At 33.7% G+C, this 26,199-nt stretch carries 27 protein-coding genes; 15 read left to right on the top strand and 12 right to left on the bottom strand.

Annotated elements, in window-relative coordinates; translation table 11 throughout:
• Nucleotides 1-2: 2 nt before the first annotated feature.
• The 6 genes from Q0783_RS08565 to Q0783_RS08590 all read left to right on the top strand — a co-directional run bounded on the left by Q0783_RS08565 (nt 3) and on the right by Q0783_RS08590 (nt 4,502).
• Complete coding sequence (locus Q0783_RS08565; RefSeq protein WP_230936234.1) at nt 3-449, top strand: FixH family protein; 447 nt, start codon at nt 3-5, stop codon at nt 447-449.
• On the top strand, nt 450-1,151 hold the full coding sequence (locus Q0783_RS08570) for a sulfite exporter TauE/SafE family protein (protein ID WP_298894478.1): 702 nt from the start codon (nt 450-452) through the stop codon (nt 1,149-1,151). It begins immediately after the preceding gene.
• Between the two features lie 64 nt (nt 1,152-1,215).
• Entirely contained in the window at nt 1,216-2,658 is a 1,443-nt protein-coding gene (locus Q0783_RS08575) for an aminotransferase class V-fold PLP-dependent enzyme (protein ID WP_298894479.1), read from the top strand.
• A gap of 93 nt (nt 2,659-2,751) precedes the next feature.
• Entirely contained in the window at nt 2,752-3,171 is a 420-nt protein-coding gene (locus Q0783_RS08580) for a CBS domain-containing protein (protein ID WP_230936231.1), read from the top strand.
• Nucleotides 3,172-3,265: 94 nt separating this feature from the next.
• Nucleotides 3,266-3,964, top strand: a complete 699-nt coding sequence (gene deoD, locus Q0783_RS08585; RefSeq protein WP_298894480.1) for a purine-nucleoside phosphorylase — start codon at nt 3,266-3,268, stop codon at nt 3,962-3,964.
• Between the two features lie 103 nt (nt 3,965-4,067).
• On the top strand, nt 4,068-4,502 hold the full coding sequence (locus Q0783_RS08590) for an Rrf2 family transcriptional regulator (protein WP_298894481.1): 435 nt from the start codon (nt 4,068-4,070) through the stop codon (nt 4,500-4,502).
• On the opposite strand, the gene Q0783_RS08595 is transcribed toward Q0783_RS08590, so the two are convergent.
• The 8 genes from Q0783_RS08595 to Q0783_RS08630 all read right to left on the bottom strand — a co-directional run bounded on the left by Q0783_RS08595 (nt 4,499) and on the right by Q0783_RS08630 (nt 11,538).
• Entirely contained in the window at nt 4,499-5,281 is a 783-nt protein-coding gene (locus Q0783_RS08595) for an ABC transporter permease (protein ID WP_298894482.1), read from the bottom strand. The two genes, Q0783_RS08590 and Q0783_RS08595, sit on opposite strands and share 4 nt — an antisense overlap.
• Nucleotides 5,274-5,981, bottom strand: a complete 708-nt coding sequence (locus Q0783_RS08600) for an ABC transporter ATP-binding protein (protein ID WP_298894483.1) — start codon at nt 5,979-5,981, stop codon at nt 5,274-5,276. The genes Q0783_RS08595 and Q0783_RS08600 overlap by 8 nt, the downstream gene beginning before the upstream one ends.
• Nucleotides 5,975-7,219, bottom strand: a complete 1,245-nt coding sequence (locus Q0783_RS08605; protein WP_298894484.1) for a nitrous oxide reductase family maturation protein NosD — start codon at nt 7,217-7,219, stop codon at nt 5,975-5,977. Before Q0783_RS08605 ends, Q0783_RS08600 begins: the two co-directional genes overlap by 7 nt.
• Nucleotides 7,220-7,261: 42 nt before the next feature.
• A complete protein-coding gene (locus tag Q0783_RS08610; RefSeq protein ID WP_298758646.1) occupies nt 7,262-7,702 on the bottom strand; it encodes a nitrous oxide reductase accessory protein NosL in 441 nt (146 codons plus the stop codon).
• Between the two features lie 30 nt (nt 7,703-7,732).
• The gene (locus tag Q0783_RS08615; protein ID WP_298894485.1) at nt 7,733-8,332 is read right to left on the bottom strand and encodes a hypothetical protein; all 600 of its coding nucleotides are present in this window, start codon (nt 8,330-8,332) and stop codon (nt 7,733-7,735) included.
• Between the two features lie 119 nt (nt 8,333-8,451).
• The gene (nosZ, locus tag Q0783_RS08620) at nt 8,452-10,422 is read right to left on the bottom strand and encodes a Sec-dependent nitrous-oxide reductase (protein WP_298894486.1); all 1,971 of its coding nucleotides are present in this window, start codon (nt 10,420-10,422) and stop codon (nt 8,452-8,454) included.
• A 27-nt stretch (nt 10,423-10,449) separates the two neighbouring features.
• Nucleotides 10,450-11,028: a fasciclin domain-containing protein gene (locus Q0783_RS08625; protein ID WP_298894487.1), complete on the bottom strand. Its 579-nt coding sequence runs from the start codon at nt 11,026-11,028 to the stop codon at nt 10,450-10,452.
• Between the two features lie 6 nt (nt 11,029-11,034).
• Nucleotides 11,035-11,538, bottom strand: coding sequence for a cytochrome c (locus tag Q0783_RS08630; protein ID WP_298894488.1), 504 nt, complete (start codon nt 11,536-11,538; stop codon nt 11,035-11,037).
• Between the two features lie 202 nt (nt 11,539-11,740).
• Here Q0783_RS08630 and Q0783_RS08635 point away from each other — a divergent pair, with 202 nt between their 5' ends.
• Entirely contained in the window at nt 11,741-14,965 is a 3,225-nt protein-coding gene (locus Q0783_RS08635; RefSeq protein ID WP_298894489.1) for a hypothetical protein, read from the top strand.
• A 21-nt stretch (nt 14,966-14,986) separates the two neighbouring features.
• Nucleotides 14,987-16,939, top strand: a complete 1,953-nt coding sequence (locus Q0783_RS08640; protein WP_298894490.1) for a prolyl oligopeptidase family serine peptidase — start codon at nt 14,987-14,989, stop codon at nt 16,937-16,939.
• A gap of 88 nt (nt 16,940-17,027) precedes the next feature.
• Here the strand turns inward: Q0783_RS08640 and Q0783_RS08645 are convergent, their stop codons facing one another.
• Nucleotides 17,028-17,849 carry a universal stress protein gene (locus Q0783_RS08645; RefSeq protein WP_298894491.1) on the bottom strand — a complete coding sequence of 274 codons (822 nt, stop codon included), beginning with the start codon at nt 17,847-17,849 and terminating at the stop codon, nt 17,028-17,030.
• Between the two features lie 83 nt (nt 17,850-17,932).
• Complete coding sequence (gene hemN, locus Q0783_RS08650; RefSeq protein ID WP_298894492.1) at nt 17,933-19,297, bottom strand: oxygen-independent coproporphyrinogen III oxidase; 1,365 nt, start codon at nt 19,295-19,297, stop codon at nt 17,933-17,935.
• Between the two features lie 95 nt (nt 19,298-19,392).
• On the opposite strand from hemN, the gene Q0783_RS08655 reads away from it, so the two are divergent.
• The 5 genes from Q0783_RS08655 (at nt 19,393) to Q0783_RS08675 (ending at nt 23,008) form a co-directional block, all read left to right on the top strand.
• The gene (locus Q0783_RS08655) at nt 19,393-19,881 is read left to right on the top strand and encodes a YdeI/OmpD-associated family protein (RefSeq protein ID WP_298894493.1); all 489 of its coding nucleotides are present in this window, start codon (nt 19,393-19,395) and stop codon (nt 19,879-19,881) included.
• Between the two features lie 82 nt (nt 19,882-19,963).
• Nucleotides 19,964-20,587 carry a superoxide dismutase family protein gene (locus Q0783_RS08660; RefSeq protein ID WP_298894494.1) on the top strand — a complete coding sequence of 208 codons (624 nt, stop codon included), beginning with the start codon at nt 19,964-19,966 and terminating at the stop codon, nt 20,585-20,587.
• Between the two features lie 84 nt (nt 20,588-20,671).
• On the top strand, nt 20,672-21,202 hold the full coding sequence (locus Q0783_RS08665; RefSeq protein WP_298894495.1) for a sigma-70 family RNA polymerase sigma factor: 531 nt from the start codon (nt 20,672-20,674) through the stop codon (nt 21,200-21,202).
• Between the two features lies 1 nt (nt 21,203).
• Nucleotides 21,204-22,007 carry an anti-sigma factor gene (locus tag Q0783_RS08670; RefSeq protein WP_298894496.1) on the top strand — a complete coding sequence of 268 codons (804 nt, stop codon included), beginning with the start codon at nt 21,204-21,206 and terminating at the stop codon, nt 22,005-22,007.
• A gap of 164 nt (nt 22,008-22,171) precedes the next feature.
• Nucleotides 22,172-23,008, top strand: coding sequence for a LapA family protein (locus Q0783_RS08675; RefSeq protein WP_298894497.1), 837 nt, complete (start codon nt 22,172-22,174; stop codon nt 23,006-23,008).
• Between the two features lie 136 nt (nt 23,009-23,144).
• On the opposite strand, the gene Q0783_RS08680 is transcribed toward Q0783_RS08675, so the two are convergent.
• Entirely contained in the window at nt 23,145-24,524 is a 1,380-nt protein-coding gene (locus tag Q0783_RS08680; protein WP_298894498.1) for a serine hydrolase, read from the bottom strand.
• 10 nt (nt 24,525-24,534) lie between these two features.
• Nucleotides 24,535-24,876 (bottom strand): DUF6249 domain-containing protein, encoded by a 342-nt coding sequence (locus Q0783_RS08685; protein WP_298758692.1) that lies wholly within the window; start codon nt 24,874-24,876, stop codon nt 24,535-24,537.
• A 131-nt stretch (nt 24,877-25,007) separates the two neighbouring features.
• On the opposite strand from Q0783_RS08685, the gene Q0783_RS08690 reads away from it, so the two are divergent.
• Nucleotides 25,008-25,574, top strand: a complete 567-nt coding sequence (locus tag Q0783_RS08690) for a sigma-70 family RNA polymerase sigma factor (RefSeq protein ID WP_298894499.1) — start codon at nt 25,008-25,010, stop codon at nt 25,572-25,574.
• A gap of 6 nt (nt 25,575-25,580) precedes the next feature.
• A complete protein-coding gene (locus Q0783_RS08695) occupies nt 25,581-26,054 on the top strand; it encodes a hypothetical protein (protein ID WP_298894500.1) in 474 nt (157 codons plus the stop codon).
• Nucleotides 26,055-26,199 lie beyond the last annotated feature (145 nt).

Raw genomic sequence — 26,199 nt, forward strand, 5'->3', positions numbered from 1 at the left:
TTATGAAACTAAATTGGGGAACAGGAATCGTATTGGCATTTATAGGCTTTATAAGCTTCATCATGTATTTTGTAATTAATATGAATACATCTGAAAAGTATAACACCTCATTAGTCACTGAAGATTATTACAAAGCAGAATTAGAGTATCAAAATGATATCGACAAAGAAAAAAACGCTAGAAACCTAGCTCAAAATATTACTTGGAAACGAACAGAAAAAGGACTGGAAATTAACTTTCCAGAATCTATGGATATTAGTCAAATTACTGGAAAAGTGTTCCTTTACAGACCATCTAATGAACAAGTAGACTTTGAAACTGCAATTTCATTGTCTCATCACAATTTGCTCATACCTGACAAACGTTTGTTAGATGGTCGCTGGAACATTAAAGTGGATTGGCAATATAGAGGAAAATCATATCTCTACAAAAAAGAAATCGTGTATTAAATGCTTTGGTCTGCTCTCATATTTGGTCTTTTAGGAAGCTTCCACTGTGTTGGAATGTGTGGCCCTATTGCCTTTATGTTACCTGTAGATAGAAGCAATTCAACAAAAAAAATAGTTCAAACCTTTGCGTATCACATCGGAAGACTTTTCGCCTATGGTCTTATTGGATTAGTATTCGGTCTCGTAGGCAAAGGATTATACCTCTTTGGAATACAACAGCAATTATCTATTGCCATCGGAGTTTTAATGATTGTAATAGTGCTCATCCCAGTGCAAAAGTTCAATACATATAATTTCTCAAAACCAATATATAAACTGATTTCAAAAGTGAAGATGTCTTTAGGGAAAGCGTTAAAAAAGAAAACTGCAGACACATTTTTAACTATAGGGTTTCTTAATGGTTTTCTTCCTTGTGGTCTAGTTTACATGGCAGTTATAGCGTCTTTAACTATGCAAAATGCCTCATACAGTGCCTTATACATGCTACTATTTGGCATTGGCACTATTCCTTTGATGACAACCGCTATATATCTTGGTAAGTTCTTAAACACAGCGGTTAAGCGTCGAATTCAGAAAGCTATCCCTGTTTTCGTGATCATTATTGGTCTGTTGTTTATTATACGAGGTATGGGGTTAGGTATTCCTTATTTATCTCCTACTCCAGTTGTTGAAATGGCTTCTAGTACTATTGATTGTCATTAAAAATAGGAGCAATTTGTTTTCTTAAAACCATCCCAGAACTACAACGTATTCATATTTTTCAATTATGTCAAAAAAATTAAATAATACACATAGATTACAGCTTAACAAAAAGGAAATGAAAAACTATGGTTATCAAGTCATTGATTCTATAGTTGACCATTTTGAAACAGAACATCTTAAAAAACCTGTCGCATATGCGTCAAGAGAAGAAATGGATACGCTTTTTAACATTGAAGCTCCAGAAAAAGAAACCAATTTTCAAGATGTTTTAGATTTCGTTGTTAAAGAAGTATTACCTAATAGCAATATCGTATCACATCCAAAATCGTATTCCTTTGTTCCTGGACCTAGTAACTATGTTAGTGTTATGGCAGATACGTTAGCAACTGGATTTAATATTTTTTCTGGTGGTTGGGCTGCTTCTCCTGCTGCAGCAGAACTCGAAATAGTAACCATGAATTGGCTATTGAAATTATTCAAATTCCCTAAGAAAAAAGGAGGAGGCATCTTTACAAGTGGCGGTTCAATGGCTAATTTAACTGCCCTAGTTACTGCAAGAAGACAACGTTGCGGTGATGACTTTTCAAAGGCCATAATTTACATGTCTGATCAAGCACATTCGTCTAATATAAAAGCGATTAGAGTATTAGGATTTAAGAAAGAACAGGTTAGAATCATACCAACAGATATTGCTTTTAAAATGGCTATTAATAAATTAAAAAATGCTATTGCTAAAGACCGATTAAAAGGGCTCCAACCGTTTTGTATTATCGCTTCGGCTGGAACCACGAATACAGGTAGTATTGATCCTTTAGATGAAATAGCCGCTATTTGTAAAACTGAAAAACTCTGGTTTCATATAGATGGTGCTTATGGCGGAGCTGCTGTACTATCAAAAAAAGGGAAATTATTACTAAAAGGTATAGAAAAGGCAGACTCTTTAACCATAGATCCTCATAAATGGCTATTTCAGCCCTACGAAATGGGATGCTTACTCATACGAAATCATAAATGGTTAAGTAAAACGTTTAGTGAAAAACCTGAATATCTCCGTGATATTGAAGGTAATACTTCGGAAATTAATTTTTATGATCATGGCATTCAACTCACTAGACGTTTTAGAGCTTTAAAATTCTATATGTCAATGAAAACATTTGGACTAGAAGCGTTTAAAACTGCTATATCCTACTCCATTGATCTTACCGAAAACGTTGAAGCTTATTTAAGAAAAAGTTCTAACTGGGAAGTCATTTCTCCAGCTACGTTAGCGGTTATTAATTTTAGATATAATCCTATTGGAATGACGTTCTCTGAAAAAAAATTAGATGCACTTAATCAACATATATCTCAAAAAATATTGGAATCGAGAGAGGCTCTATTAGTGACAACTATCCTTCAGAATCAAATTGTTCTAAGAATGTGCTTAATCAATCCAAGAACAACACTTAATGATATAAAAGATACTCTAGCATTGTGTGAATCTATTGCAAAAAATAGTATGCCATGAAATCTTCAGAATAAATAATTCATAGCTGATATATATCATATAATTTCAGACCATCTTATAGTAACTTTAATATAGAATTAAAAACCTAAGATCATGAAAAAAAGAATGCCCATTTCAACAATAATGACAAAAGATATCATTACTCTAAATCTAACCGACAATTTGGAAACTGCCGAATTATTATTCAAAAAAAATAATATTCGTCACATTCCAGTAGTAAGTGGAGATAAAATTATAGGAATGTTGAGTTACACCGATTTACTACGAATTAGTTTTGCAGATGCAGTGGATGAAGGCGAACAAGATGTAGACACTGTAGTTTATAATATGTTCACTATCGAGCAAGTAATGGCAAAAAATGTAGTAAGCGTAGGCTCAAATTCTACTATAAAAGACGTAGCAGAAATGCTTGCAAAAAAAGAATTTCATGCATTACCAGTGGTAGATAATAATAAATTGGTTGGTATTGTTACTACTACGGATTTGATAAATTTTTTGATTGAACAGTTTTAATGTGTCATCATTAAAACCTTAAATCCTGAAAGGTTTTTAATCGGATCTTTCAGGATTTATTTTGTAATTTCATAAAGAAAAATAACGAACACAAATGAGCACACACATAGAAGCTAAACCAGGAGAAATTGCAGAAACAGTCTTACTGCCTGGAGATCCAATGCGAGCGAAATGGATTGCAGAAACATTTTTTGAAAACCCTAAACTCTACAATGATGTTAGAGGAATGCTAGGTTATACTGGTGAATATAAAGGTAAACGTGTTTCTGTTCAAGGAACTGGTATGGGGATTCCGTCTTGTTTGATTTATTGTCATGAACTCATTAATGATTATGGTGCAAAAAATCTGATACGTGTCGGTTCTGCTGGTTCCTATAAAAAAGAAGTAAAAATTAGAGATATCGTTATTGCCATGTCTGCTTCTTCAAATTCTGGTATCAATAATTCACGATTCATAAATGCCGATTATGCACCTACAGCTAATTTTGACCTCTTTATGAAGGCTGCGACATACGCAAAAGCCAATAATATTGCTATTAAAGCTGGTAATGTTTTGTCATCTGATGAGTTTTATGAAGATGATTTTGACTCGTATAAAAAATGGGCAGAGTTTGGAGTACTTTGTGTCGAAATGGAAACAGCTGGTTTGTATACTATTGCTGCAAAACACAATATAAAAGCCCTATCTATATTAACTATTTCAGATTCTTTAGTTACTAATGAACACACCTCAGCTGATGAGAGAGAATCTACATTTAATACGATGATAGAAATAGCATTGAGTACGTTATAGTAGCATTCATTTTTAAAATTATAAGACAATTAACTTAATTAAGATATTTTTGTCCTAATTAAATATTTCCTTACCTTTATCTTACCAAAAAAATTTAAATTTAATGTTTTCTAAAGCTTGTCAATACGGTATTAAAGCCACTATTTTCATAGCGATTAATTCGCTTGAAAACAGACGTGTTAGTCCGAAAGAGATTTCCAAAGAAATTGATTCTCCTCAAGCATTTACTGCTAAAATATTACAAGCCTTAGTAAAACACAATATTATCAATTCTGTCAAAGGTGCTTATGGTGGTTTTGAAATTGATAAAGAAAATATTACTTCAATAAAACTTTCTCAAATTGTAAGTGCAATTGATGGTGATGCAATCTATAGTGGCTGTGGTTTAGGATTAAAAACCTGTGATGAAAGTCATCCTTGTCCAGTTCATGATAAATTTAAAATTGTACGAACAGAGCTAAAAGACATGTTAGAAAACACCAACCTAGAACAATTAGCTTTAGATATTACATCTGGAACCTCTTTTTTAAAGATCTAAAAATCTTTTCGTTTCGATTTGAAGAGTATTCTTAAAACTGGTAAGATTACCCATAATATGAGCATAATAAAAGATATAATAAGCCCAAAGCTTGTGCCGAAAAACTGTTTAAACACCGCTCCAGTATAACCTAACAGTGCCGAAATATCTAACTTTAAAAGAATAAGTGTTCGTGATAAATCAATAGGATTTAGCATGGTACCAATTAATGATACCTTATCTAACGGATAATCCTCGAACATAATTAGAGTCATTAAAAAAAGGCCGTCATAAATAATCGCTAAGAACAGCCATAACAGAATGGCATATCCAAACCCTTTAATTTTATTCTCATTAGACATAGCGATGTTAAACGCTAGCGCTGTAAATATGAAGGTTAAAAAAGCGCCTGTAATCAATAGTAATGAAAAGTCCCAAATAGCATTACTCTTCAATAAACCATAAAATATAAATGGAATTCCTAAACCTAAAATCAAACTCATACTAAGTGATAAAGCAACACCTAAATACTGACCTAAAAATATAGATGGTCGCTTTAAAGGTTGGGCCAATAATAGCTCGGTAAATTCTCTAGAATTGTAATAATACATGACGCCAAAAATGGTTCCTATTAAAGGAACTAATACAATAATGACATTCATTAATGTTATAACGGCTTTTGAAAGATCATTATTCAAAAACAAAAGCACAATTCCGAGTAGTAAATAAAATGCAAAGTAGACATAACTCCAACGACTACGCATTAAATCAAAAAAACTATATTTTAATATCTTAAACATGATTAGTAGTTAATATAGACGCAATAGCGTGTTCAAAATCTGGCTGACTGGTCATTTGTTTTAATTCTGAAATAGACCCTTTAAAGTAAATATTACCTTCTAACAAAAACACAATCTCGTCTGATACTTCTTCGACAAAACTCATAATATGTGATGTAATTAGAATGGTTTTCCCCTTTGATTTTTCAGTTTGAATAAGGGTCTTTAATCGTATCAAAGAAATAGGATCCAATCCTGTGGTTGGTTCATCTAAAATAATCAGAGGGCTATCAAACATAAAGGTCAAAACAATATTCACCTTTTGTTTGGTACCTCCTGAAAGCGTATTTAATTTTTTATTTAAAAAAGGTTCTAATTTAAACAACTTGATTAATGATTCATCTTCTGCAGTTTTTCCACGCAAATCTTTAATCATTTTAATCAATTCTTTCACTTTTAAATTACTTGGAAAGTTGGCAATCTGTGGTAAATAATCAATTTTATTGCGATACTTAGAACTGTTCTTTATATTTTTCCCAAGTACAGATATTTCTCCTTTATTAGGAATAACCATGCCCAAAATAGACTTTATCAATGTTGTTTTACCCGAACCATTTGGTCCAAGTACAGCAAAGATTCCTCCCTCTTCTATTTCTAAGTCTAATCCACTTAACACTTTGTTCTTTCCAAACTTTTTATGTAATCCTTGAATACTTACCATGTTACTTTTTTTGTTTGCGGATTATGATCTAATAAATTATCTGGTGTAAATACAGGTGACACTTTTTCAGAAAAATCAATAATGTCTATAAATAAACTTCGAAGTAAAATAATGGTTTCTGGTGTTCGGTTTACGATATATGAAAATAGTTTTACTGGTCGGTACGGTACATCTCCAATACCATCTTTATCTAAATCGTAACCTGTATAATTACTCCAATAGTTTCGATCAAACACATTGTCATTAATCTTACTATTATAAGCAATATCAAATGAATTATATAGAAAATTATTTTCTATAAATCTATTTGTATAACAAGCGCCACGGACTTTAACAGCCCATCCGTTTTTTTTAAAATTATTGTGTTTATAAAGAATTCTATTAGAGCCTTCTATGTTTATTCCTATAGTATTTTCTTCAAAAGTATTCCCAATAATTTCGGCATCATTAATCTCTTTTAAAAGCATCCCATAAGATGCGGTTCCCCAATTTTCTTTAAAAATATTGTTATACATTTTGATTTTCTTAGAGAACATCACTGCCACTCCTGCGCCATTATTTTCAAACGTATTATCTTGATAGATATCATTATTAGAAAACATAAAATGTAATCCGTAACGCAAATTCTCGGCACTAACATTGTTTTTGATTAAGCAGTCATCAGAAAATTCTAAATAAATTCCATCGCGCACATGCTCTACATAATTATGCTCAATTTCAATATGATTACTATACCACAATTGAATCCCATTTCCAGAATTATACTCTTCTTTAGCGTCTCCAATAATCTTATTATGATATAATTTTCCGTAGCTAGATTTTTCAATGTAAATTCCAAAAAATAGTTTCTCTAAAACCACATTCTGAATCACAAAATGCTTACTCTTTCTAACACGAATTGCGGCATAATCTTCAGTATAACTAGTTCCAACATTAATAACAAAAAGGCCATCTATAGTAACGTTATCAGATATAACAGTAATAACTTCTCCTTTTAATTCTCCGTCGATAACAGGATAATCTTCACCAATAATGGTTAACGGTTTGTCTACTTTTATACCATACTCTTTATAGGTTCCTTTTTTAATACTTATAGTATCAAAAGGGTTGGCTTTTGCTATAGCATTTTTTAATGTTGTCGTTGAGCAACTGTCACAAACCTCTATTGTTTGTGAAAAACTTATACTACTAGTTAGTAATGAAAGGCACAAAATAATATGTAGAACTAAAGATTTCATTTATAACGCAGTATATTTTAATCCAAAATTGAGATTTAAATTTTAATTCTTGCTTAAATGATCTTGAAGTTCACTCCAATTGTAAAGTGTTCCTCCTTTTTCAGATTTTGTTTTTTCAGCTTCGGCTTGATTCTCAAAAGCTGATAAAAAAGCACCCATCGGACTTGGGATATTCTCACTAATTAAAAAAGTAGCTTTAGTGGCATCTATAAGTGCTTCTGGTTCGGTATAGTTATTTGATAAATACAGTTTAATTTGAGAAGTGTCAAATTCATCAAGGAAATTTATCATACATTCGGTAGCATCAAACTTGTATACTTTTCCCTTTGTAGTAACAATTTCTGCTGCATGTACTTTATCTACTATAGTCATTTTACAAAAATGACAACCATCATTTCCATAATCTATAGGCTTTGGTGAAACATTACAGCTACATAAGAGTAGTAATAATGTAATAATTGAATAGTGTTTTAGTGTTTGCATGATTTTAGTGTTTTAGTGTTTTGATCTCGTCTACATAGTCATAGATTTTTTATGTATTTTCTTTCCAATTAGGAAAGCAATAAATGAAGTTGCAATACCTAAGGCTAGAAATAAAGCACCTAATTGCGGATAAGAGTGTGCTCTAAAATTTAATATGTCCTTACTTCCAAACAATGGTGGTTGAAACCCCATTTGTGTCCCATCAGGATTAGTAAATTTCATGATTGCCTTAGGGTCAAGATTGTGACCGTAATCATGCTCCCACAAATAAAAATCATACATCCCTGCTGCACTCAAAGCAATCATTAAAATAAACCATCCTAAAAACCATTTATAATTTCCTTTAAATGCAATAAGAAGACCTATTACACTAGTAATGATAATACCTAAAGGAAATATCTTAAACTCTGGAATCGCTTCTGGTATATACTTCATACCAACATAATGATTCATCAAATTTATATTCTTGATGTCATGCGGATTAGCATCAGAAAAGTCATTAATGTGTATGTACATCCCTAATGGTGTTGGATATTGTGGTGCTTCCAATGTAATCTTCCAAAGTGGAAATAAAAACAATCCTAATGGCAGAATAGCCGCAAGTAACATGATGATATTTGACTTTTTCATCTTGAAATATTTAGTGTTTTTTTAGTGTTTTAGATTAGAAAGGCGAGAGCGAAAAAATAACTCTCGCCTTTTTGTATAGGAAAATAAACACTAAAACAAAATCCTCCTATGCTATTTAATTATTCGATGTCTTCCCCAAGTGACCATTTTAATGGCGTATCAGAATTTTCTGGTGAAACTCTAACATAACCTTGCATCTCTTGGTGAAGCGCAGAACAGAAATCGGTACAATAGAATGGCCATACCCCAACTTGTTTTGGTTCCCAGAGGAAAGTCTCTGTTTGACCTGGCATGATCAATAATTCAGAAGTATTAGCTCCAATCATACTTACACCATGAGGCACATCATAATCTTGTTCTAAGTTGGTAATATGGAAGTACACCTTATCTCCTACTTTAATACCTTCAATATTATCTGGCGCAAAGTGACTACGTATGGTGGTCATATAAACATGTACTGTTTTCCCATCACGAACTACTTTAGTATCCATTTCACTTTTAGCGACATATGGATGGTTATTATCTTCGAGGTTGAAAATCTTTTTAGAACGTGGTTTAATTAAATCTGCAGGGCAACCAGCAGCGTAATGCGGTTCTCCAATCGTTGGAAAATCTAATAACAATTCCATTTTATCACCTGAGATATCATAAAGTTGTGCAGATTGCGTCACCTCTGGACCAGTTGGCAAATAACGATCTTTAGTAATCTTATTCATGGCTACTACATATTTACCCCAAGGTTTTTGTGAATTTCCTCCTGGAATCATTAAGTGACCCACTGAATAATAACATGGTTGTCTGTCTAAAACTTCCCAAGTTCCTACTTTCCATTTAACAACTTCAGAAGAAATAAAGAATGTTGTATAGGCGTTTCCTTTGTCATCAAACTCTGTATGTAATGGTCCTAACCCTGGTTGCTCTACAACACCTGCTAATACATCTTCAAAATTGATAATTGGAATACCATAAGCATCACCTGCGAATTTTTTGTTTTCAATGGCATCCAGCATTTTTGTAAAGGAGTGTACTGTTAAATTAGCAGATAATTTACCGTTACCAACAATGTACTCTCCAGTTGGATCAACATCACAACCATGAGGTGACTTAGGCGTAGGTAGAAGGTATACTGCACCAGGAACTTCAGACGGATTAACAACTCTCACCTCTTTTTTCATTGTAGATGTTGCCATGTGTGTACTTTCATCATAAACATTATGCGCATAGTTTGTTGGCATCATCGTACCTCCTCCATTATTTACATACTCTTCAATTTTCTTCCAATTAATTGCAGCAATAAAATCTTTATCATTTTGGGAAGCATTTACTTCCATAAGTGTACTTGCTTCTTCAGAATTATACGTTGAGAAGAAGAACCAACCATGAGAAACACCACGACCTGGGTGTGCTAAATCATAATCAAAACCAGGCATGATTAATTGAAATTTAATATCCATATGACCATGTTCAGGTTCAACAGAGATAAATGTTAAAGACCCTTTAAAATTTCCTTTATAATCTTTAATAGGCATATCTTTTTGAGGAATCGGTACAGAGAAACGTGTTCCTGCCACAACATACTCACTATTTTCAGTCACAAATGAAGAACTGTGATTACCAGCACTATTTGGTACTTCTATAATTTCTGTTGTCTCAAAAGTTGTTAGATCTATTTTTGCTATACGAGGTGTATTATTCCCATTTATAAATACCCAACGTCCATCAACGACACCATTAGTTTGAGAAATATCTGGGTGATGGGCATCATCCCAAGGCACAAAACCGTGTGATGTATTTAGCATTGGTTTTGTTTCTTCATTATATCCATAGGCTTTTTCTGCATCTTGAGAGAATACAGGAATAACCTTAAATAATCGCCCAGAAGGTAATCCGTAAACAGATAATTGCCCACTAAATCCTCCAGAGATAAATGCGTAAAACTCATCATGTTCTCCTGGCGCTACATAAACTTTTTCAGCAACATTGTCTGCTAAAGCACCAGATTTACTATCTGATGATTTTGAGTTATTACAACTTGTATACGTCGTAAATATGAATACAAGAGCAATACTTAATTTAAATAAATTCTTCATGTTTTCTTAATAATTTGATTAGTGTTTTTATTCTTCTGTTGGTGGCAACAGTACTTTATCTATGACATGTACAATACCATTACCAGCTTTAACGCTACCTAGTATTTTTGCTCCTCCAATTATTGGCTCACCATCTATAACTTCAACTTTAACATATTGATTATTGGCTTGACCTAGTGTTTTGAATTTCTTTAAAAAATCTTTGGAATAGTTACCTGGTGTAACATGATATTTTAAGATATTAGCCAAAGCATCTTTATTTTCAGGCTTTAATAAATTGTCTACTGTACCTTCAGGTAAAGCAGTGAAAGCCTCATTAGTTGGTGCAAAAACCATTAATGGCCCTGCATTAACTAAGGCATTTTCTAGCTCTGCAGCTTGTACTGCAGCGACCAAGGTAGAATGGTCTTTTGATCCAATCGCTATATCTAAAACTGTTGGCGTACTTTCATCATCTTTAATAAAAGCTTGTCCTGTCTTTTCATTAGCTTTGGCTTCAGTTTTAGTAACTGTTGTGTTCGTTGAGGCTTCGTTATTTTCATTTTTACAAGAGCAAATAAATGCTACAAATGCAAGAACAAAAAGGAATTGTTTGACTGTCTTCATAATATACTATTTTAGTGTTCTGAAATACTCTAATACGGCTCTTGCCTCTTCCTCAGTTAGATTTTGATTAGCCATAGGTGAACCGTTAAACTCAATCAACAGCTCCTTAGCTAAAGGGTCATTTTTAACCATACCTTCTGGATCCAAAATCATATTCATAACCCATTCTGGTGTTCTCCTTTCTAAAATCCCTGATGGGGCTGGACCAATAAATTTTTTATTTGGTCTATGGCAAGCTGTACACATTTTTTTAAAAACCTCTGCACCCTCAGTTGCTAGCGCTTGGTCTATCCCATCGTTCAATGTTAGAGATGTAATTGGTCCAACACCTTTGTTAGTGAGGTCTACTTTTTCTGAAGCCTTTACTGAAGTTGATTTAGGCGTATCCTTTTTTACCGTTTTTTCTTTTTTCACAACGGTAACCTGTTCTTTTTTCTCCTCCTCTTTGCCTCCACAACTCAATAGCAGTGTCACAAAAAATACGAGCATTAGTCTTAGTGTTGTTTTCATATTAAATCGATTTTATTTAACAAAATTAAGACTCAGAAACCTCATAAAATATGACAATTATCATATTGAGGATAAAATTGTCCTAATTAAAAATAAATACAGTCTTCTTTCATATTTATGTTAAAACTTTAAGTATGCCTCTACCAACCAATAACTTGACCACATCTTTTGCTTATCTTTAAAGCAACTAAACCAAACACAAATGAAAAAAATAAATTTCCTGATGCTTCTCTTTGCATCATTATCTCTCTTTGCTCAAGACATTTCACTTGATGTACTAAAAAACATGGAACCTCGTAATATTGGGCCTGGTGGTATGTCTGGACGTGTAACTGCTATTGACGCTGTTCATACTAATCCTGATATTATGTATGTCGGTACTGCTTCGGGTGGTCTCTGGAAAAGTGAATCTGGAGGTATTACTTGGATGCCAATTTTCGACGATCAAGTCACAGCTTCAATTGGTGCTGTTGCTATTCAGCAATCAAACCCGAGTGTAATATGGGTTGGTACAGGAGAAGGTAACCCTAGAAATAGTTTAAATGGTGGTTATGGCATCTTTAAATCTTTAGATGGCGGAAAGAGTTGGACAGCGATGGGACTCGAAAAAACACGTCACATTCATCGTGTGATTATCGATCCAACAAATCCAAATATTGTTTATGCCGCGGCTATAGGTTCACCATGGGGAGAACATCCAGAACGTGGTATTTTTAAAACTACAGATGGTGGTAAAACATGGAATAAAGTCTTATTTGCTAATAATAAAACTGGAGCGGCAGATTTGATTATGGATCCTAAAAATCCTAACAAGTTAATTGCAACGCTATGGGAACACAAACGTGAACCTTGGTTTTTTAATTCTGGTGGTGAAGGGTCTGGATTACACATCACTCATGATGGTGGAGTAACTTGGAAAAAAATTACTGATAAAGAAGGGTTTCCTAAAGGAAACCTTGGTCGCATTGGTGTCGCAATAGCTGCCAATAAACCCAATATTGTTTACGCTTTAGTCGAAGCAAAGAAGAATGCCTTATATAAAAGTGAAGATGGTGGATTTACATGGAAAATGATCAATAATAAAAGAGATATTGGTAACCGTCCATTTTATTATTCTGAAATTTATGTAGATCCACAAAATGAAAATCGTGTGTATTCTATATATACCTATGTGAATGTATCTGAAGATGGCGGAAAAAACTTTAGACAATTGATGCCTGCCTATGGTGTGAGTAATGGTGTTCATCCAGATCATCATGCGTGGTGGATTCATCCAAAAAATGGAAACTTCATGATTGATGGTAATGATGGTGGTATGAACATCACTAAAGATGGAGGAAAATCATGGCGTTTTATTGGAAACTTACCTGTGGCTCAATTTTATCACATCAATGTCGATAACGAGATTCCGTATAATGTTTATGGAGGAATGCAGGATAATGGTTCTTGGAGAGGTCCAGCTTATGTATGGAGATCTCAGGGAATTCGTAACAGTTATTGGCAAGAAATAAGTTTTGGTGATGGTTTTGATGTCGTACCAGACAAGGACGATTCTAGATATGGATGGTCAATGAGTCAACAAGGTTTTGTAAGTCGATACGATTGGCAAACAGGAAATAATTATTCGGTGAGACCAACACATCCAGACCCAAAAGTAAGGTTGCGTTTTAATTGGAATTCAGCTATTAATATTGATCCGTTTAATAATAGTACACTTTACTTCGGAAGTCAGTTTGTTCATAAATCAACAGATAAAGGAGACACGTGGACTGTTATTTCTCCAGACTTAACAACTAACGATCCCGAAAAACAAAAACAATCTGAAAGTGGTGGTCTGACAATGGATGCTACCGGAGCAGAAAATCATACAACAATCTTAGTAATTGAACCTTCTCCACTCGAACGTAATATGTTATGGGTTGGAACAGACGACGGAAAAGTACACTACACGACAAATGGTGGAGATTCATGGAATGATGTCACAAAAAACATTAAAGGTTTACCTGCAGGAAGTTGGATCGCACAAATAAAAGCGTCTAATAAAAGTAAAGGTGAAGCTTTACTCATTGCAAATGATTATAGACGCTTTAATTATACACCTTATGCTTACCGAACAAAAGACTATGGAAAAACATGGCAACGAATTGTAGATGCCAACGACGCCCAAAGTTATACCTTATCTATTGTTGAAGATCCTATAGAAAAAAACTTGATGTTCTTAGGAACTGATGACGGTCTCTATATTTCATTTGATGCTGGAAATAAATGGACTAAATGGACCAATGGCTTCCCAACAGTTTCTGTAAAAGACCTAGTTATTCATCCGCGTGAACACGATTTAATTATCGGAACTTTTGGTCGTGCTGCTTGGGTTCTGGATGATATTCGTCCGTTACGTGCCTTAGCAAAAAACAAAGAAGTACTCAATCAAAAGCTTGAACTTTTTGAGCCTCCAACGGCCTATCAAGCTGCTTACCAACAACCTACAGGAAGCCGCTTTGGGGCAGATGCCATGTACCATGGTGATAATAGAGGTTATGGTGCCATTTTATCCTATTTTGTAAAAATCGATGTAAAGAAAAAAGCATCCGAAGACAAAAAAGGGAAGAAAGACAAGAAAGAGGACAAAAAAGATATGACTTCAGAAGAAAAAGAAGCTAAAAAAGTGAAATGGGATTCTATCCATCTTAAAATTTATGATGGTGATCGTTTAATAAGAACCCTAAAACGTAAGGCTCCAGATTCTACTGGTTTATATAAATGGACATGGTTTATGAATGAAGCTGGAGTAGATTTTCCTTCAAAGCGTATCAGGAAGCGTAATAGTGAACCAGGTGGCGTATCTGTAAAACCAGGAAACTATAAAGCAGTGATGAGTTTTGGCGATCAGTCTTCCGAAGAAATGGTAACTGTAAAACTAGATCCTAGAGTTAATGCGTCTATGGCAAACATCAATGCTGTTTACGATACCTCAAAACGCTTGGAGACCATGCAACAAACCGCTGCAGATGCTGTAAAACAACTTATCGAAAGTAAAAACATTGCAAAAGATTACCAATCTTTACTCGGTAAATTAGATAAAGACAAGTACAAAGATGATATTAAAGCTTCTAAAGAGGTTGTGAAAAACATCGATAGTATTGTCGATAAATTTTTAGGCAAAGAAGATAGCAGACAAGGGATTACAAGAAACCCTGAAGTCACTGTGATGCAACGTTTGGGGCTGGCTAGACGTTATGTTGGTTCTAGACAAAATGGCATTACAACTACCGAAACCACATTGATTAAAAACGCAAAAGAAGCTCTAGAAGACGTGCTTAATGAAGTCAATACGTTCTTCATTAAAACATGGGCTCCTTATCGTACAAAAATGGAACAGGTACAAACCAATCCATTTAAAGACTTAAAGACTTTTAAATTAGATTAGCAACACACTAAAACAAACATTATGAAAACAAAATTTTTAGGATTATGCATAGCTGTTCTCCTCTTTTCATGTAAAGAGGATGCTAAGGACAAGGCTATTGCCGAACGAGAAATTCAGCAATATACTATTGAACAATTTATGGATAACGAAGCCGTTGGAGGCGGAAGTTTTTCGGCAGACAATAGTAAATTACTGGTCTCGAGTAATCGTTCTGGAATTTACAACGTCTATACAATCCCATCAACAGGTGGTGAAATGACACCTATAACGCAATCGGATAGCACTTCAATTACTGCACGTTCATATTTTCCAAATGATGACAGAATGTTATTAAATGCTGATGGAAATGGTGATGAAATTGATCACTTATTTGTTAGAGAATTAGATGGTACAATAAAGGATATCACTCCAGAAAAAGGAGCCAAATCTAGTTTTTATGGTTGGTCAAAAGACGACAAATACCTTTATTTTGGTTCAAATAAAAGAGACCCTCGATTTTTTGACGTTTATAAAATGTCTATACATGACTATGCTTCTGAAATGATTTATCAAAATAATGACGGACTTAACTTTAGCGGTATGTCTGACGATGAAAATTATTTTGCGCTTTCAAAAACAGTGAATACTAACGATAGTGATCTATTTGTCTATGATTCAAAAACCAAGGAAATGGTACAGATCAATGATACACAAAGTGGAAATTCGGCTCAAGATTTTTCAAAAGACAATGGAATGTTCTATTATACTACAGATGATGGTGCAGAATTTTCATATTTAATGTCTTATAATTTGGCGACAAAAGAAAAGAAAAAAGTCGTAGAGAAGAAATGGGATATTATGGGTAGCGGATTTACTTCTGAAGGTTCTTATATGATCGTTTATGTTAATGAAGATGGAAAAAATGCCATTGAAGTTATTGATACCGAAAGTTCAATGCCTATAGACCTTCCAGATTTTGGTGATAAAAGTATTACTAGTGTTAGCTTTAGTGATGATGAACAATGGATGCGCATGTATGTTGGTGGCTCAAATTCACCTTCAGATTTATACACTTACAATTTAGATACTAAAGAACAACACAAGCTTACAGATGTTCTTAATGATGATATCAATGCTGAAGATCTAGTAACTGCAAAAGTGATTCGTTATAAATCATTTGATGGCACTATTATTCCTGCCATCTATTACCTACCACATCAAGCTTCGGCAGAAAACAAAGTGCCTGCTATGGTTTGGGTTCATGGTGGTCCAGGAGGACAAACACGTCAAGGATTTAGCTCTTTAATTCAGTACATGGTTAATCATGGCTATGCTGTATTAGCTGTTAATAATCGTGGAAGTAGTGGTTATGGAAAAACATTCTATCAAATGGATGATCTAAATCACGGAGAGAAAGATCTACAAGATTGCGTTGAAGGTAAAAACTGGTTAACGACTCAATCTGAAATTGATGGTGACAAAATTGGAATCATTGGAGGTTCATATGGTGGTTATATGACTATGGCTGCATTAACTTATACACCTGAAGAATTTGACGTTGGTGTAAATTTATTTGGAGTGACCAATTGGATACGAACATTAAAAAGTATTCCACCGTATTGGGAATCGTTTAGAGAATCCCTTTATAAAGAATTGGGTGACCCATTTTCTGCAGATTCTGTACGTTTAAAACGTATCTCCCCTCTATTTCACACAGATAAGGTAACGAAACCTTTGATTGTATTACAAGGTGCTCAAGATCCTAGAGTCTTACAGGTAGAATCTGACGAAATTGTTGCAGGTGTTAGAAAAAATAATGTACCTGTGGAATATGTCCTCTTTGAAGATGAAGGTCATGGCTTTGTTAAAAAAGAAAACCAAATTGAATCTTACAGTAGAATTCTTAAGTTTTTAGACACGCATCTTAAAAAAGAAAAAATGCCAATAGATGGAGAAACTGAAGGCACTGAAATTGAAGTTGAAGACAGCAAGTAGTCTTTATTAAAGCATAACACTAAAAAAGCTTGAGCGAATCGCTCAAGCTTTTTTTCGTTTTAGTAATTGACCTAATAACTAACTAAAACTATATTTTAAATGTAATCACAGGAAGAGATGCGTGATTAGCAACATCTTCAGAAACACTTCCTGTAAAAAAATGCGCTAAGCCCTTTCTTCCATGTGTAGGAACAGCAATAAGGTCAGCTCCTAAAAGATTAGATGCATTTAAAATTCCTTTCTCCACCGTATAATCTGATGTATAATGTACATCATTTAACTTGTCTAAATTGCCATCAGCTTTTTTAAGAAAATCTGCCACTTTCACTTCCATTTCCGAAGAACTACTAAAGCCCTCTCCTGGAACATTAACGTGAACTAATTTCAAATTATCGAACAATTGTCGTGCTTTTAAATAAGGTTCTACCATTTCAATAGAAAAGTCACTTGCGAATGTAACCGTATCAAAACTCAAATTCACTGGTTTCTGTTTCACCACCAACACTGGAATATCAGAGTGACGTACAACTTTTTCGGTATTCGAACCTACAAAAATCTCAGATAAACCACTTGCACCATGAGACCCCATAACAATCATATCAGCATTGTGTTCTTTGGCTACTTCGGCAACCTCACTAAATACTTTAAAATGTTTTACAATAGGTGTCACACTAACGCCTTCGAGATAGTCATTAGACAAAAAATTGTCAAATTTTTGTTCGGCCAACTTCAAGAAGAACACCATTTTTTCATTGAGTTCATTACTTGAATCGGTTACACGTCCTTTTTCAATCTCGAGCATATGTAATGCTAAAATTTCAGCATTATTTCGTTTAGCAAGAATAGCTGCAGTTTCTAAAGCGTATTCAGAATATTCAGAAAAATCTATTGGTACTATTATCTTTTTCATTTGATTATGTTTTTGGGTTAAGTGTTTGTAAGTTACATGTTATTGAGGTTTTTCTAAACCTCATGAGTTAATTTAACAATCATTTAAACTGTCATTGAAAACAATCTGGTTTCTGGTTGTCTTCGCTGTAGCAATACATCAAAGGCCATACATACATTTCTCACATATGGTTGTCCTTTTTGAGTTACTTTTATGGCATCTTTCTGAAATTCAACCAACCCATCATCTTCCATTTCTTTTAATTTAATAGCTATATCTTTTAGCTCATCTATATATAATGACTTATCTATCCATTGAGTTTCAAAATGACACATCAGGTTTAGGATGTGCTGTCTTACTATAAGATCTTCTGTATTTAAAATATGACCTCTATATACTGGAATTATGTTTTGCTCTACCAAGTGGTAATACTCTTCAATGCCTTTCACATTTTGAGCAAACCCATACCAACTATCACTAATAGAGGATACACCCAGACCAATCATTGCTTGAGTTTTAGAGGCTGTATACCCCATAAAATTTCGATGTAATGTATTAGTCTTCATTGCTCGGAATAATGAATCAGTTTCCAAAGCGAAATGATCCATTCCTATTTCATGATAACCTGTTTCATTAAGTAGACTTTTACCTAACTCGTATTGTGCGCGTTTTGATGCTCCTGATGGCAAATCTGCTTCCTTATATCCGCGTTGTCCATTTCCTTTTAACCATGGTACATGCGCATAGCTGTAAAATGCTATACGATCTGGCATCAATGCTTTGGTGAGTTCAATAGTTTTAGCAACATGAGCTTCGGTTTGAAATGGTAAACCAAAAATAATATCGTGACCTATAGACGTATAACCAATTTCTCTAGCAGAAAGTGTTGCCTGTTTTACATTGTCAAAAGGTTGAATACGATGAATCGCTTTTTGAACGGTTTCATTATAGTCCTGAACTCCAAAACTCACACGAGAAAAACCTAAGTTATAAAGTGTTTGCAAATGTTCACGGGTTGTATTATTAGGGTGCCCTTCAAAACTAAATTCATAATCTTCGACGAGATTTGCTTTTCGTAAAACCCCTTTAATTAAAAACTCTAAGTTTTCAGGAGAAAAGAACGTAGGTGTTCCGCCTCCAAGATGAAGCTCTTTAATTTTTGGTCGTCCATCTAAGAGATCACAATACAAACTCCATTCTTTTAGTACTGTTCTAATGTAAGGACCTTCAACATCATGACGTTTTGTAATACGCTTGTTACAACCACAAAACGTACACATACTTTCACAAAAAGGTAAATGAATGTAGAGACTAATACCCTCAGTATTATTGCTTTCGCTAAAAGACACAGATAATGACTCTTTCCATTGCTTTAATGAGAAAGATGTGTTGTCCCAATAAGGAACTGTTGGATAACTTGTATAACGTGGTCCAGCCACATTATATTTATTGACTAATGAATTGCACATACCTATAACAATTATAACTCAAAATTACGTGCATTTGTTTGCAAAAAACATGATATATATCATATCTTGAAAATAAATTAAATCGGATATCTTTTATGCTTAAAAGTGAACCCTTTGAAGTTACCTTAGCCAACAAACAGAGTATTATTTTACCTGAAGCTATTGCACATTTATTTCTGAAAAACAACCATAAACGGGTCAAAGTTGTGGCAACATTCAAGGAACAGAGCATCAATTATCATGGCGCTTTAATTCCTAAAAAAAACGGTTTATGTGTGATGTATTTTAGTAATGAAAAACAGAAAGCTCTTGGTATATTTATGAATGATTATTTTGAAATACAACTGTTTGAAGACCAGTCCAAATATGGTGTAGACATGCCAGAAGAGTTGGATGCAGTTTTGATGAGTGATCATGAAGCCTATACAATTTTTGAAGCGCTAACACCAGGTAGACAACGCAGTATCATATATACAATCAAACGCTATAAATCGACACAGACTAAAGTAGATAAAGCTATCTTGCTTACAGAAAACCTCAAACGAGGTGTCACAGATCCCAAACTATGGCTCAAACAATTTTGATAGAATTTTGAAGCAATTGTTTTTTATCATTTCAAATAATGATTATCTTTCAACTTCAATAACACTCAAAAACAAATAACTAATGAAACGTTCTATCGTATACATAACTATTTTAGCCCTATGCTTAAACTTCTCATGTAAAAAAGACCAAAAAGAAGAAGTGTCCAATGATGCAACTGAGGTCGAAACACCAGCTGAAGATGACACAAAAAAACGTCCAACTGTTACAGAGGAACCAGCATATTACAAAGACAAGAAAAAAGTAACGTTAGCGCTTGATTCTAAAAGCAATAGTAGCGTTACTGGAAATGTGGTATTTACTCAAGATCAAGGTGTAATTACAATGATTGCTGTACTAAGTGGTTTAACTGAAGGCGAGCATGCCATCCATATTCATGAAAAAGCTGATTGTTCATCTGATGACGGAAAATCATCTGGAGGACACTGGAATCCAACTGGACAAAAACATGGAAAATGGGGTGATGAAACAGGATATCACAAAGGAGATATTGGTAACTTTACAGCAAATGATAAAGGTCATGCAACTATCACCAAAGTCACTAACGAATGGTGTATTGGTTGTGGTGATGAGACAAAAGACATTCTTGGAAAAGCGATTATAGTACACCAAGGTGTTGACGATTTTAAATCACAGCCTTCTGGAGCAGCTGGAAGTCGTGTGAGTTGTGGTGGTATTATAGAATAATGAGTCACTACTATTAAGTTACTAGAAAAGCTACCATCGTGTAGCTTTTTCTTTTTATCTTTAACATTCATTATAGTGTTATTTATGTCATTAGACACCTTAGTTACACAATTTCAAAACAAAGACGAAAAAGCCTTTGAAAAGCTATATGCTATGTATAGCAATAGTATGCATGGTGTGATCTATAATATTGTGAGAGATTATGATATTGCAGAAGAAGTGATGCAAGATGTGTTTATTAAGGCATGGCATAAAGCCGATTCTTATAATTCTGGCAAAGGACGTTTTTTTACATGGCTTTTGAATATTGCACGTAATGCAGCCATTGATAAAACGCGATCTAAAGCTTTCAAGAACTCTGGCAAAAACCTCAATGCCGAATTTTTCGTAGATATTTTAGAAAGCCCTGAAAACCTGAACGATAAGACAGATGCTATTGGCATTACAAAATTTGTAAAAGCACTTGGTGAAAAATGTAAAAAAATAATAGAGTTCTTGTACTTTAAAGGCTACACTCAAAAAGAAGCTGCTGAAGAACTTGATATCCCAATAGGAACGATTAAAACAAGAAATAGAAATTGCATCAAAGATCTAAGAACTATGGTGCTGGAATAGTATGGATATAAAAGCTTACATAGATTCGGGAATACTAGAACAGTATGTCGCTGGTTCTCTTTCAGAACAAGAGAATAAGGAGATCTATGCACTTATGCAAGAGCATCCAGAAATTCTTCAGGAAGTGTTAGAGATCGAAGCTGCTGTAATCGAACTCTCTTCTGCCTTATCTCCTGTAGAAAACACTCAGCTTTTACAACGCATTAAAGACCAGTTACAATTTGATGAGGATGATACAAAGGTCGTAAAGATGTCACAATCACGGACCAATTGGCTTGCTTACGCAGGTTGGGCTGCTGCTTTAATAGTTGGCGCAGGGTTATTATGGACCATCAACCAAAACCAGCAATTGGAAAAGCAGGTTTCTGATATGGATATTGAAAACCTCTATCTCGAACAACAAATAGAACAAGCCAAAACCGATTTGGCTATAAAGGAAAATCTTTTAAACGTTTTACGTGATCGAGAGATTATCTCTGTGCCTTTAGGTGGTCAAGCAAATTTTGAAAATAGCTATGCTAAAGTCTATTGGAATAAAGCCGATAATACCATTTATCTAGATGCCCAAGGCTTACCCGAAGCACCATCAGGAAAAGTATGGCAAGTCTGGTCACTCACATTAAACCCCTTAACACCAACAAGTTTAGGGACTATTGACAACTTTAATAACGACGACAATAAAATATTTACAATTACTAACACCAACGAGAGTCAGGCCTTTGGTATTACATTAGAACCAGAAGGCGGAAGCGACACACCAACTATGGAACAACTCTACACCTTAGGTGTAGTCTCACAACCTTAAATGAAAAAGAAATTAGCTATTAAAAGGCATCAAACGTAAGTTTGATGCTTTTTTTTATAAAAATACGTAGAACTACGTATGGTATTCAACTAGATTTTATCATATATTTAAGACATCCAAATATCTATCTATCAATATATTACAATCAATTAAAGTAAAAAGTCATGGAAGATAAGAACACTAATTATTTTGTTAGAACATTAATTATTCTTTTATGCATAGGTATTTCCTCCATTATTGCTTTTAAATTCTTCTTCACAGAACCTAAGGGTGAAATTAGTGGAGGTCTAATTACGCTAATTATTTTTTTACTTGTGCTAGCATTGGCTGAATCTTTTGATAGTTTTTCAGTAGGCAAACTGTTATCGATTAAAAGAGAAATTCAAAAAAAGGAAAAAGAAAATCAAAAATTAGAGCGGAAAAATGAAGAATTGCTAAGTCAAATTTTTAATATTTCCAACAACCAAAAACAATCCACTACAAGTGTATTTGGCGATTATTACTCTGGTAAAAAGAAAGGAAATCAAAATAAAGATATAGATGAGAATGTTGTACAAGAATTGTTAGATGCTATAGGTAATTCTGTTGTTATCACAGAAATGGAGAACAACATCAAAAAAGAGTTAGATAACAAAAACTTACCATATGACACTCCAACAGACACTATCTTGATTAGGCATCTGGCCGGAACACAATTAGCTCTAAACTTTGAAACAATTCATAGTGCCATTTTTGGAAGTCAAATAATACTTTTAAAAGATCTTAATAGAGTTGCTCCAGACGGAATGACAACTACAGAAATTAGCAGTTATATAGCTGGTGTTTTTAAGCAATTCTCCGGTTCTTTTACCGATTGGGATGATGAGAAATATCTATCATATTTATATTCTTCTACATTAATTACTAAAACAGAAAATCAAAATATTCATCTTACAAATAAAGGTGTTGATTATCTATCATGGATTGTACGAAATGGGAAACGAGAAGATTTTTCTTTTTAGGTAAATGTCTCACGAAAAAAATCATTATATATACAGCCTCAAATTAGATTAAAAAAAGACACCTACATTCAAAGTGTAGATGTCTTCTATAAGTCTATTTATTAACTATAAGATAGTAGTTATTAAAACATACCTATTAGTAATACATAATGGCTTTTTGTAACTGTCTATCTTTTGAAAATATAGGTTTAATAGTGTACTTGGTCTCTTCGTCAGGAGCAGGTACAAATTGCATTGGAGTAACTAAATCTTCAGGGAAAAACGTATCTGTATCAATAGCAAATAACTTAAAAACACCAACGTTAGTTTCTAGAAACATTTTATGTTTTTCATTTCGTACTGTAAAATACCCTAGAAACGGATGCTTGTAGCTTCCTGCATATTTTTCCAAAGTAGAACGATCAAGTTTTATAGTTTTAGGCAAATTATAGCTTGGTGTTAACCTAATTGTTGCTGCGTCTTTCTTTCCTGCTCCTGATTTTGCATCAAGTATTCTTTCTACCAATTGTTTAATCTCACTTTCATTTACATTTTTGCCTTCATAAGTGTTCGCACGATGAACAACAACCAAGTCTGAATGAGGTAATACTATAATTCTATGGCCTCCAGATCCACTAGTATAATACATAGGCTCTCCTTTAATCCCTTTAGAAACCCACCACAGATAACCAAAACCTTCTCTATCTGCAAATCTTCCTAAATCTGAAGATACAATGGACGTAGATTTCAATATCCAATTGGCTGGTACGACTTGTTTAGATTTCCATTTTCCGTTGTTGAGATATAGCACTCCAAATCTTGCCATATCTCTAGTGGACATATTAAACAAATAAGCAGGATGCATAGATCGCTCTTTTTCATACCTCAAGAAAATATCACTCTGTCTAAAATCTTCCATTCCAATAGGTGCTGCAATCTCCTTAGCGAACACTTTAGAAAATTCCTTTCCGCTTTGCTGTTCAAAAATAGTAAGCAACACATTAAAATCCCAGTTGTTATAATACCAAAATGCACCAGATGCATGACTTCCTCTTTCTGGTAGGTTTTTTTCCATTCCTCTAGGAGAATAAGCTGACGGCAAGTAAACACCTGAACGTGCTGAAATTAAATCTTCTATGGTCGCTTTTTTCTCTTCTGATGTTAAAGGATTTACATCATCTATACCCATCGATTGGAGCGTCGCATCCAAATGGAGTTTGCTTTTGTTTACGTATATGCCATAGAGGGCATTCATAAATGCTTTCCTAATGGAATGTACCATGTATCGACGTGTGATATCACCATGAGAAATTACCACATTTCCTTTATGAACAATCATAAGTGCTGAACCCTGAGAATTATTGAATTGCTCACTTACCAAGGCAAGTTTCTGCTCAGAAAACCCTGCATCAGCTACATTTTGGTATTGCTCCCAGTGACGTCCAGGAATTTGTGCTTGAGCACCAACAGTCAAAAGAGCTACTAATAACACAATAACGTTGATAAGTTTATTCGATTTAAGATTGATGAATTTCATAATTATTGATTTAATTGTTATGTTTTTTATTATTGATCCTATAGAATAATAGTAAACCTAATCCTCCAAAGAGAAGAACTGAACCTGCATAAATAGAAGGATTATCGATAGATGTTAGAATGTATTCGTCTAACAGTAATGCAATTAAAAACCCTAAACCAATACCTACTAATAGCATACCAGCACGTAATGTTTGAGGTATAAATTGATCAATTAGATAGCTCTTAGGGTCTAGGTTTTTTTCCATTAAAGCCATTCTCTCCTTATGGCGCGTATTTGTAATAATATAGAATAGAGATACAATGAGAATTACACTTGTTAGAAATAGTAAAGCAACAGCAAATAGTTTCATAATGTCAAAAAGATTAAATTAAAGGTGTTCTATAATTAATGACGTTGTGACATTCACATTTGGTTACAATTAAAAAAATAATAATAGTTGTAACCAAGTAACTATTTAAACACGTCATTTATAATATATCAATGACAGACGACCAGCTATTAATAAAAAACATTATCGATTCGAACTCTCCAGGAGCGTATCGTGCGCTGGTTGAAAAATATGAACGTAACGTATTTACTGTCTGCATAAGAATCTTAAGAAATCGGGAAGAAGCAGAAGAAGTAGCACAAGATGTTTTTATAAAAGGATTTAAATCGTTGAAGACGTTAAAAGATCATACAAAGTTTCCTAATTGGATTCTTAAAATTGCTTATACCAAGGCTATTGATCGTAAACGACTAAAGCAGATAAAAAAAACAGACATTAGTCAAGTGAATGAGGCAGTATACCAACAATCAGAAACACCTTTTGTATTAGCGAGTCTTGAGAATAGAAAAGAATTGCTAATGAAAATCATTAATAAACTAGATACCCAAGAGGCTACTATTATAAGTTTATATTACTTACAGGATAGATCGGTAAAAGATATCTCTGAAATTACAGGAATGACAATAAGTAATGTAAAAGTAAAGTTATATAGAGCTCGAAATTCTCTCAGGTTAATGATTAGTAAAGAATTTAAACATGAAATTAACGATCTTTTATAATTAAAAATGAAACATATAGATAGTAATACCCTGTGGCACTATTTGGTTGGAGATACAAACTCAGACCAGACACTATTAGTAAAAAAACACCTTGCTAATTGTAAAGATTGTACGAGAGAATTTGAACTGCTTAGTCAAATTGAATCTACGCTTTATGAAGTAGATGAAGAAATTCCTTCTTTAGGATTTTCGGAAGCTGTAACCTTGAAAGTTGAGAACGAAATGACTGTGAATCGTAAAAACATACTTTCTACTAAATTTGTTCCGTATATGATTTTATGTGGTTTTGTTTTAGCCATTATATCAACAATTATAGGAAGTATAAAACTAGACATTGATTTTTCTCAAGTAGAAAACGTTTTAAACAGGGAGACTGCATTATTAATACTCATAGCATCTAGTCTATTGTGGGGATTCTTTTTTATAGATAAAATCTGCAAGAAGTTTTTTGTTCCAAGACAATATCCTCAATCATATTAATATATAAAGTTGTAGATTATTAATATTAGTACAAAAAGAAAACACCTGCACTAAAGAGCAGGTGCTTTCCACTAACAAAAAAACTCTGATATATCATAGTGGTCTATGATATATCTTTAAACCAATTCAATCTTATGTTAGTGTT

Origin of the sequence: uncultured Psychroserpens sp. (assembly GCF_947500255.1) — a bacterium.
Classification (GTDB): domain Bacteria; phylum Bacteroidota; class Bacteroidia; order Flavobacteriales; family Flavobacteriaceae; genus Psychroserpens.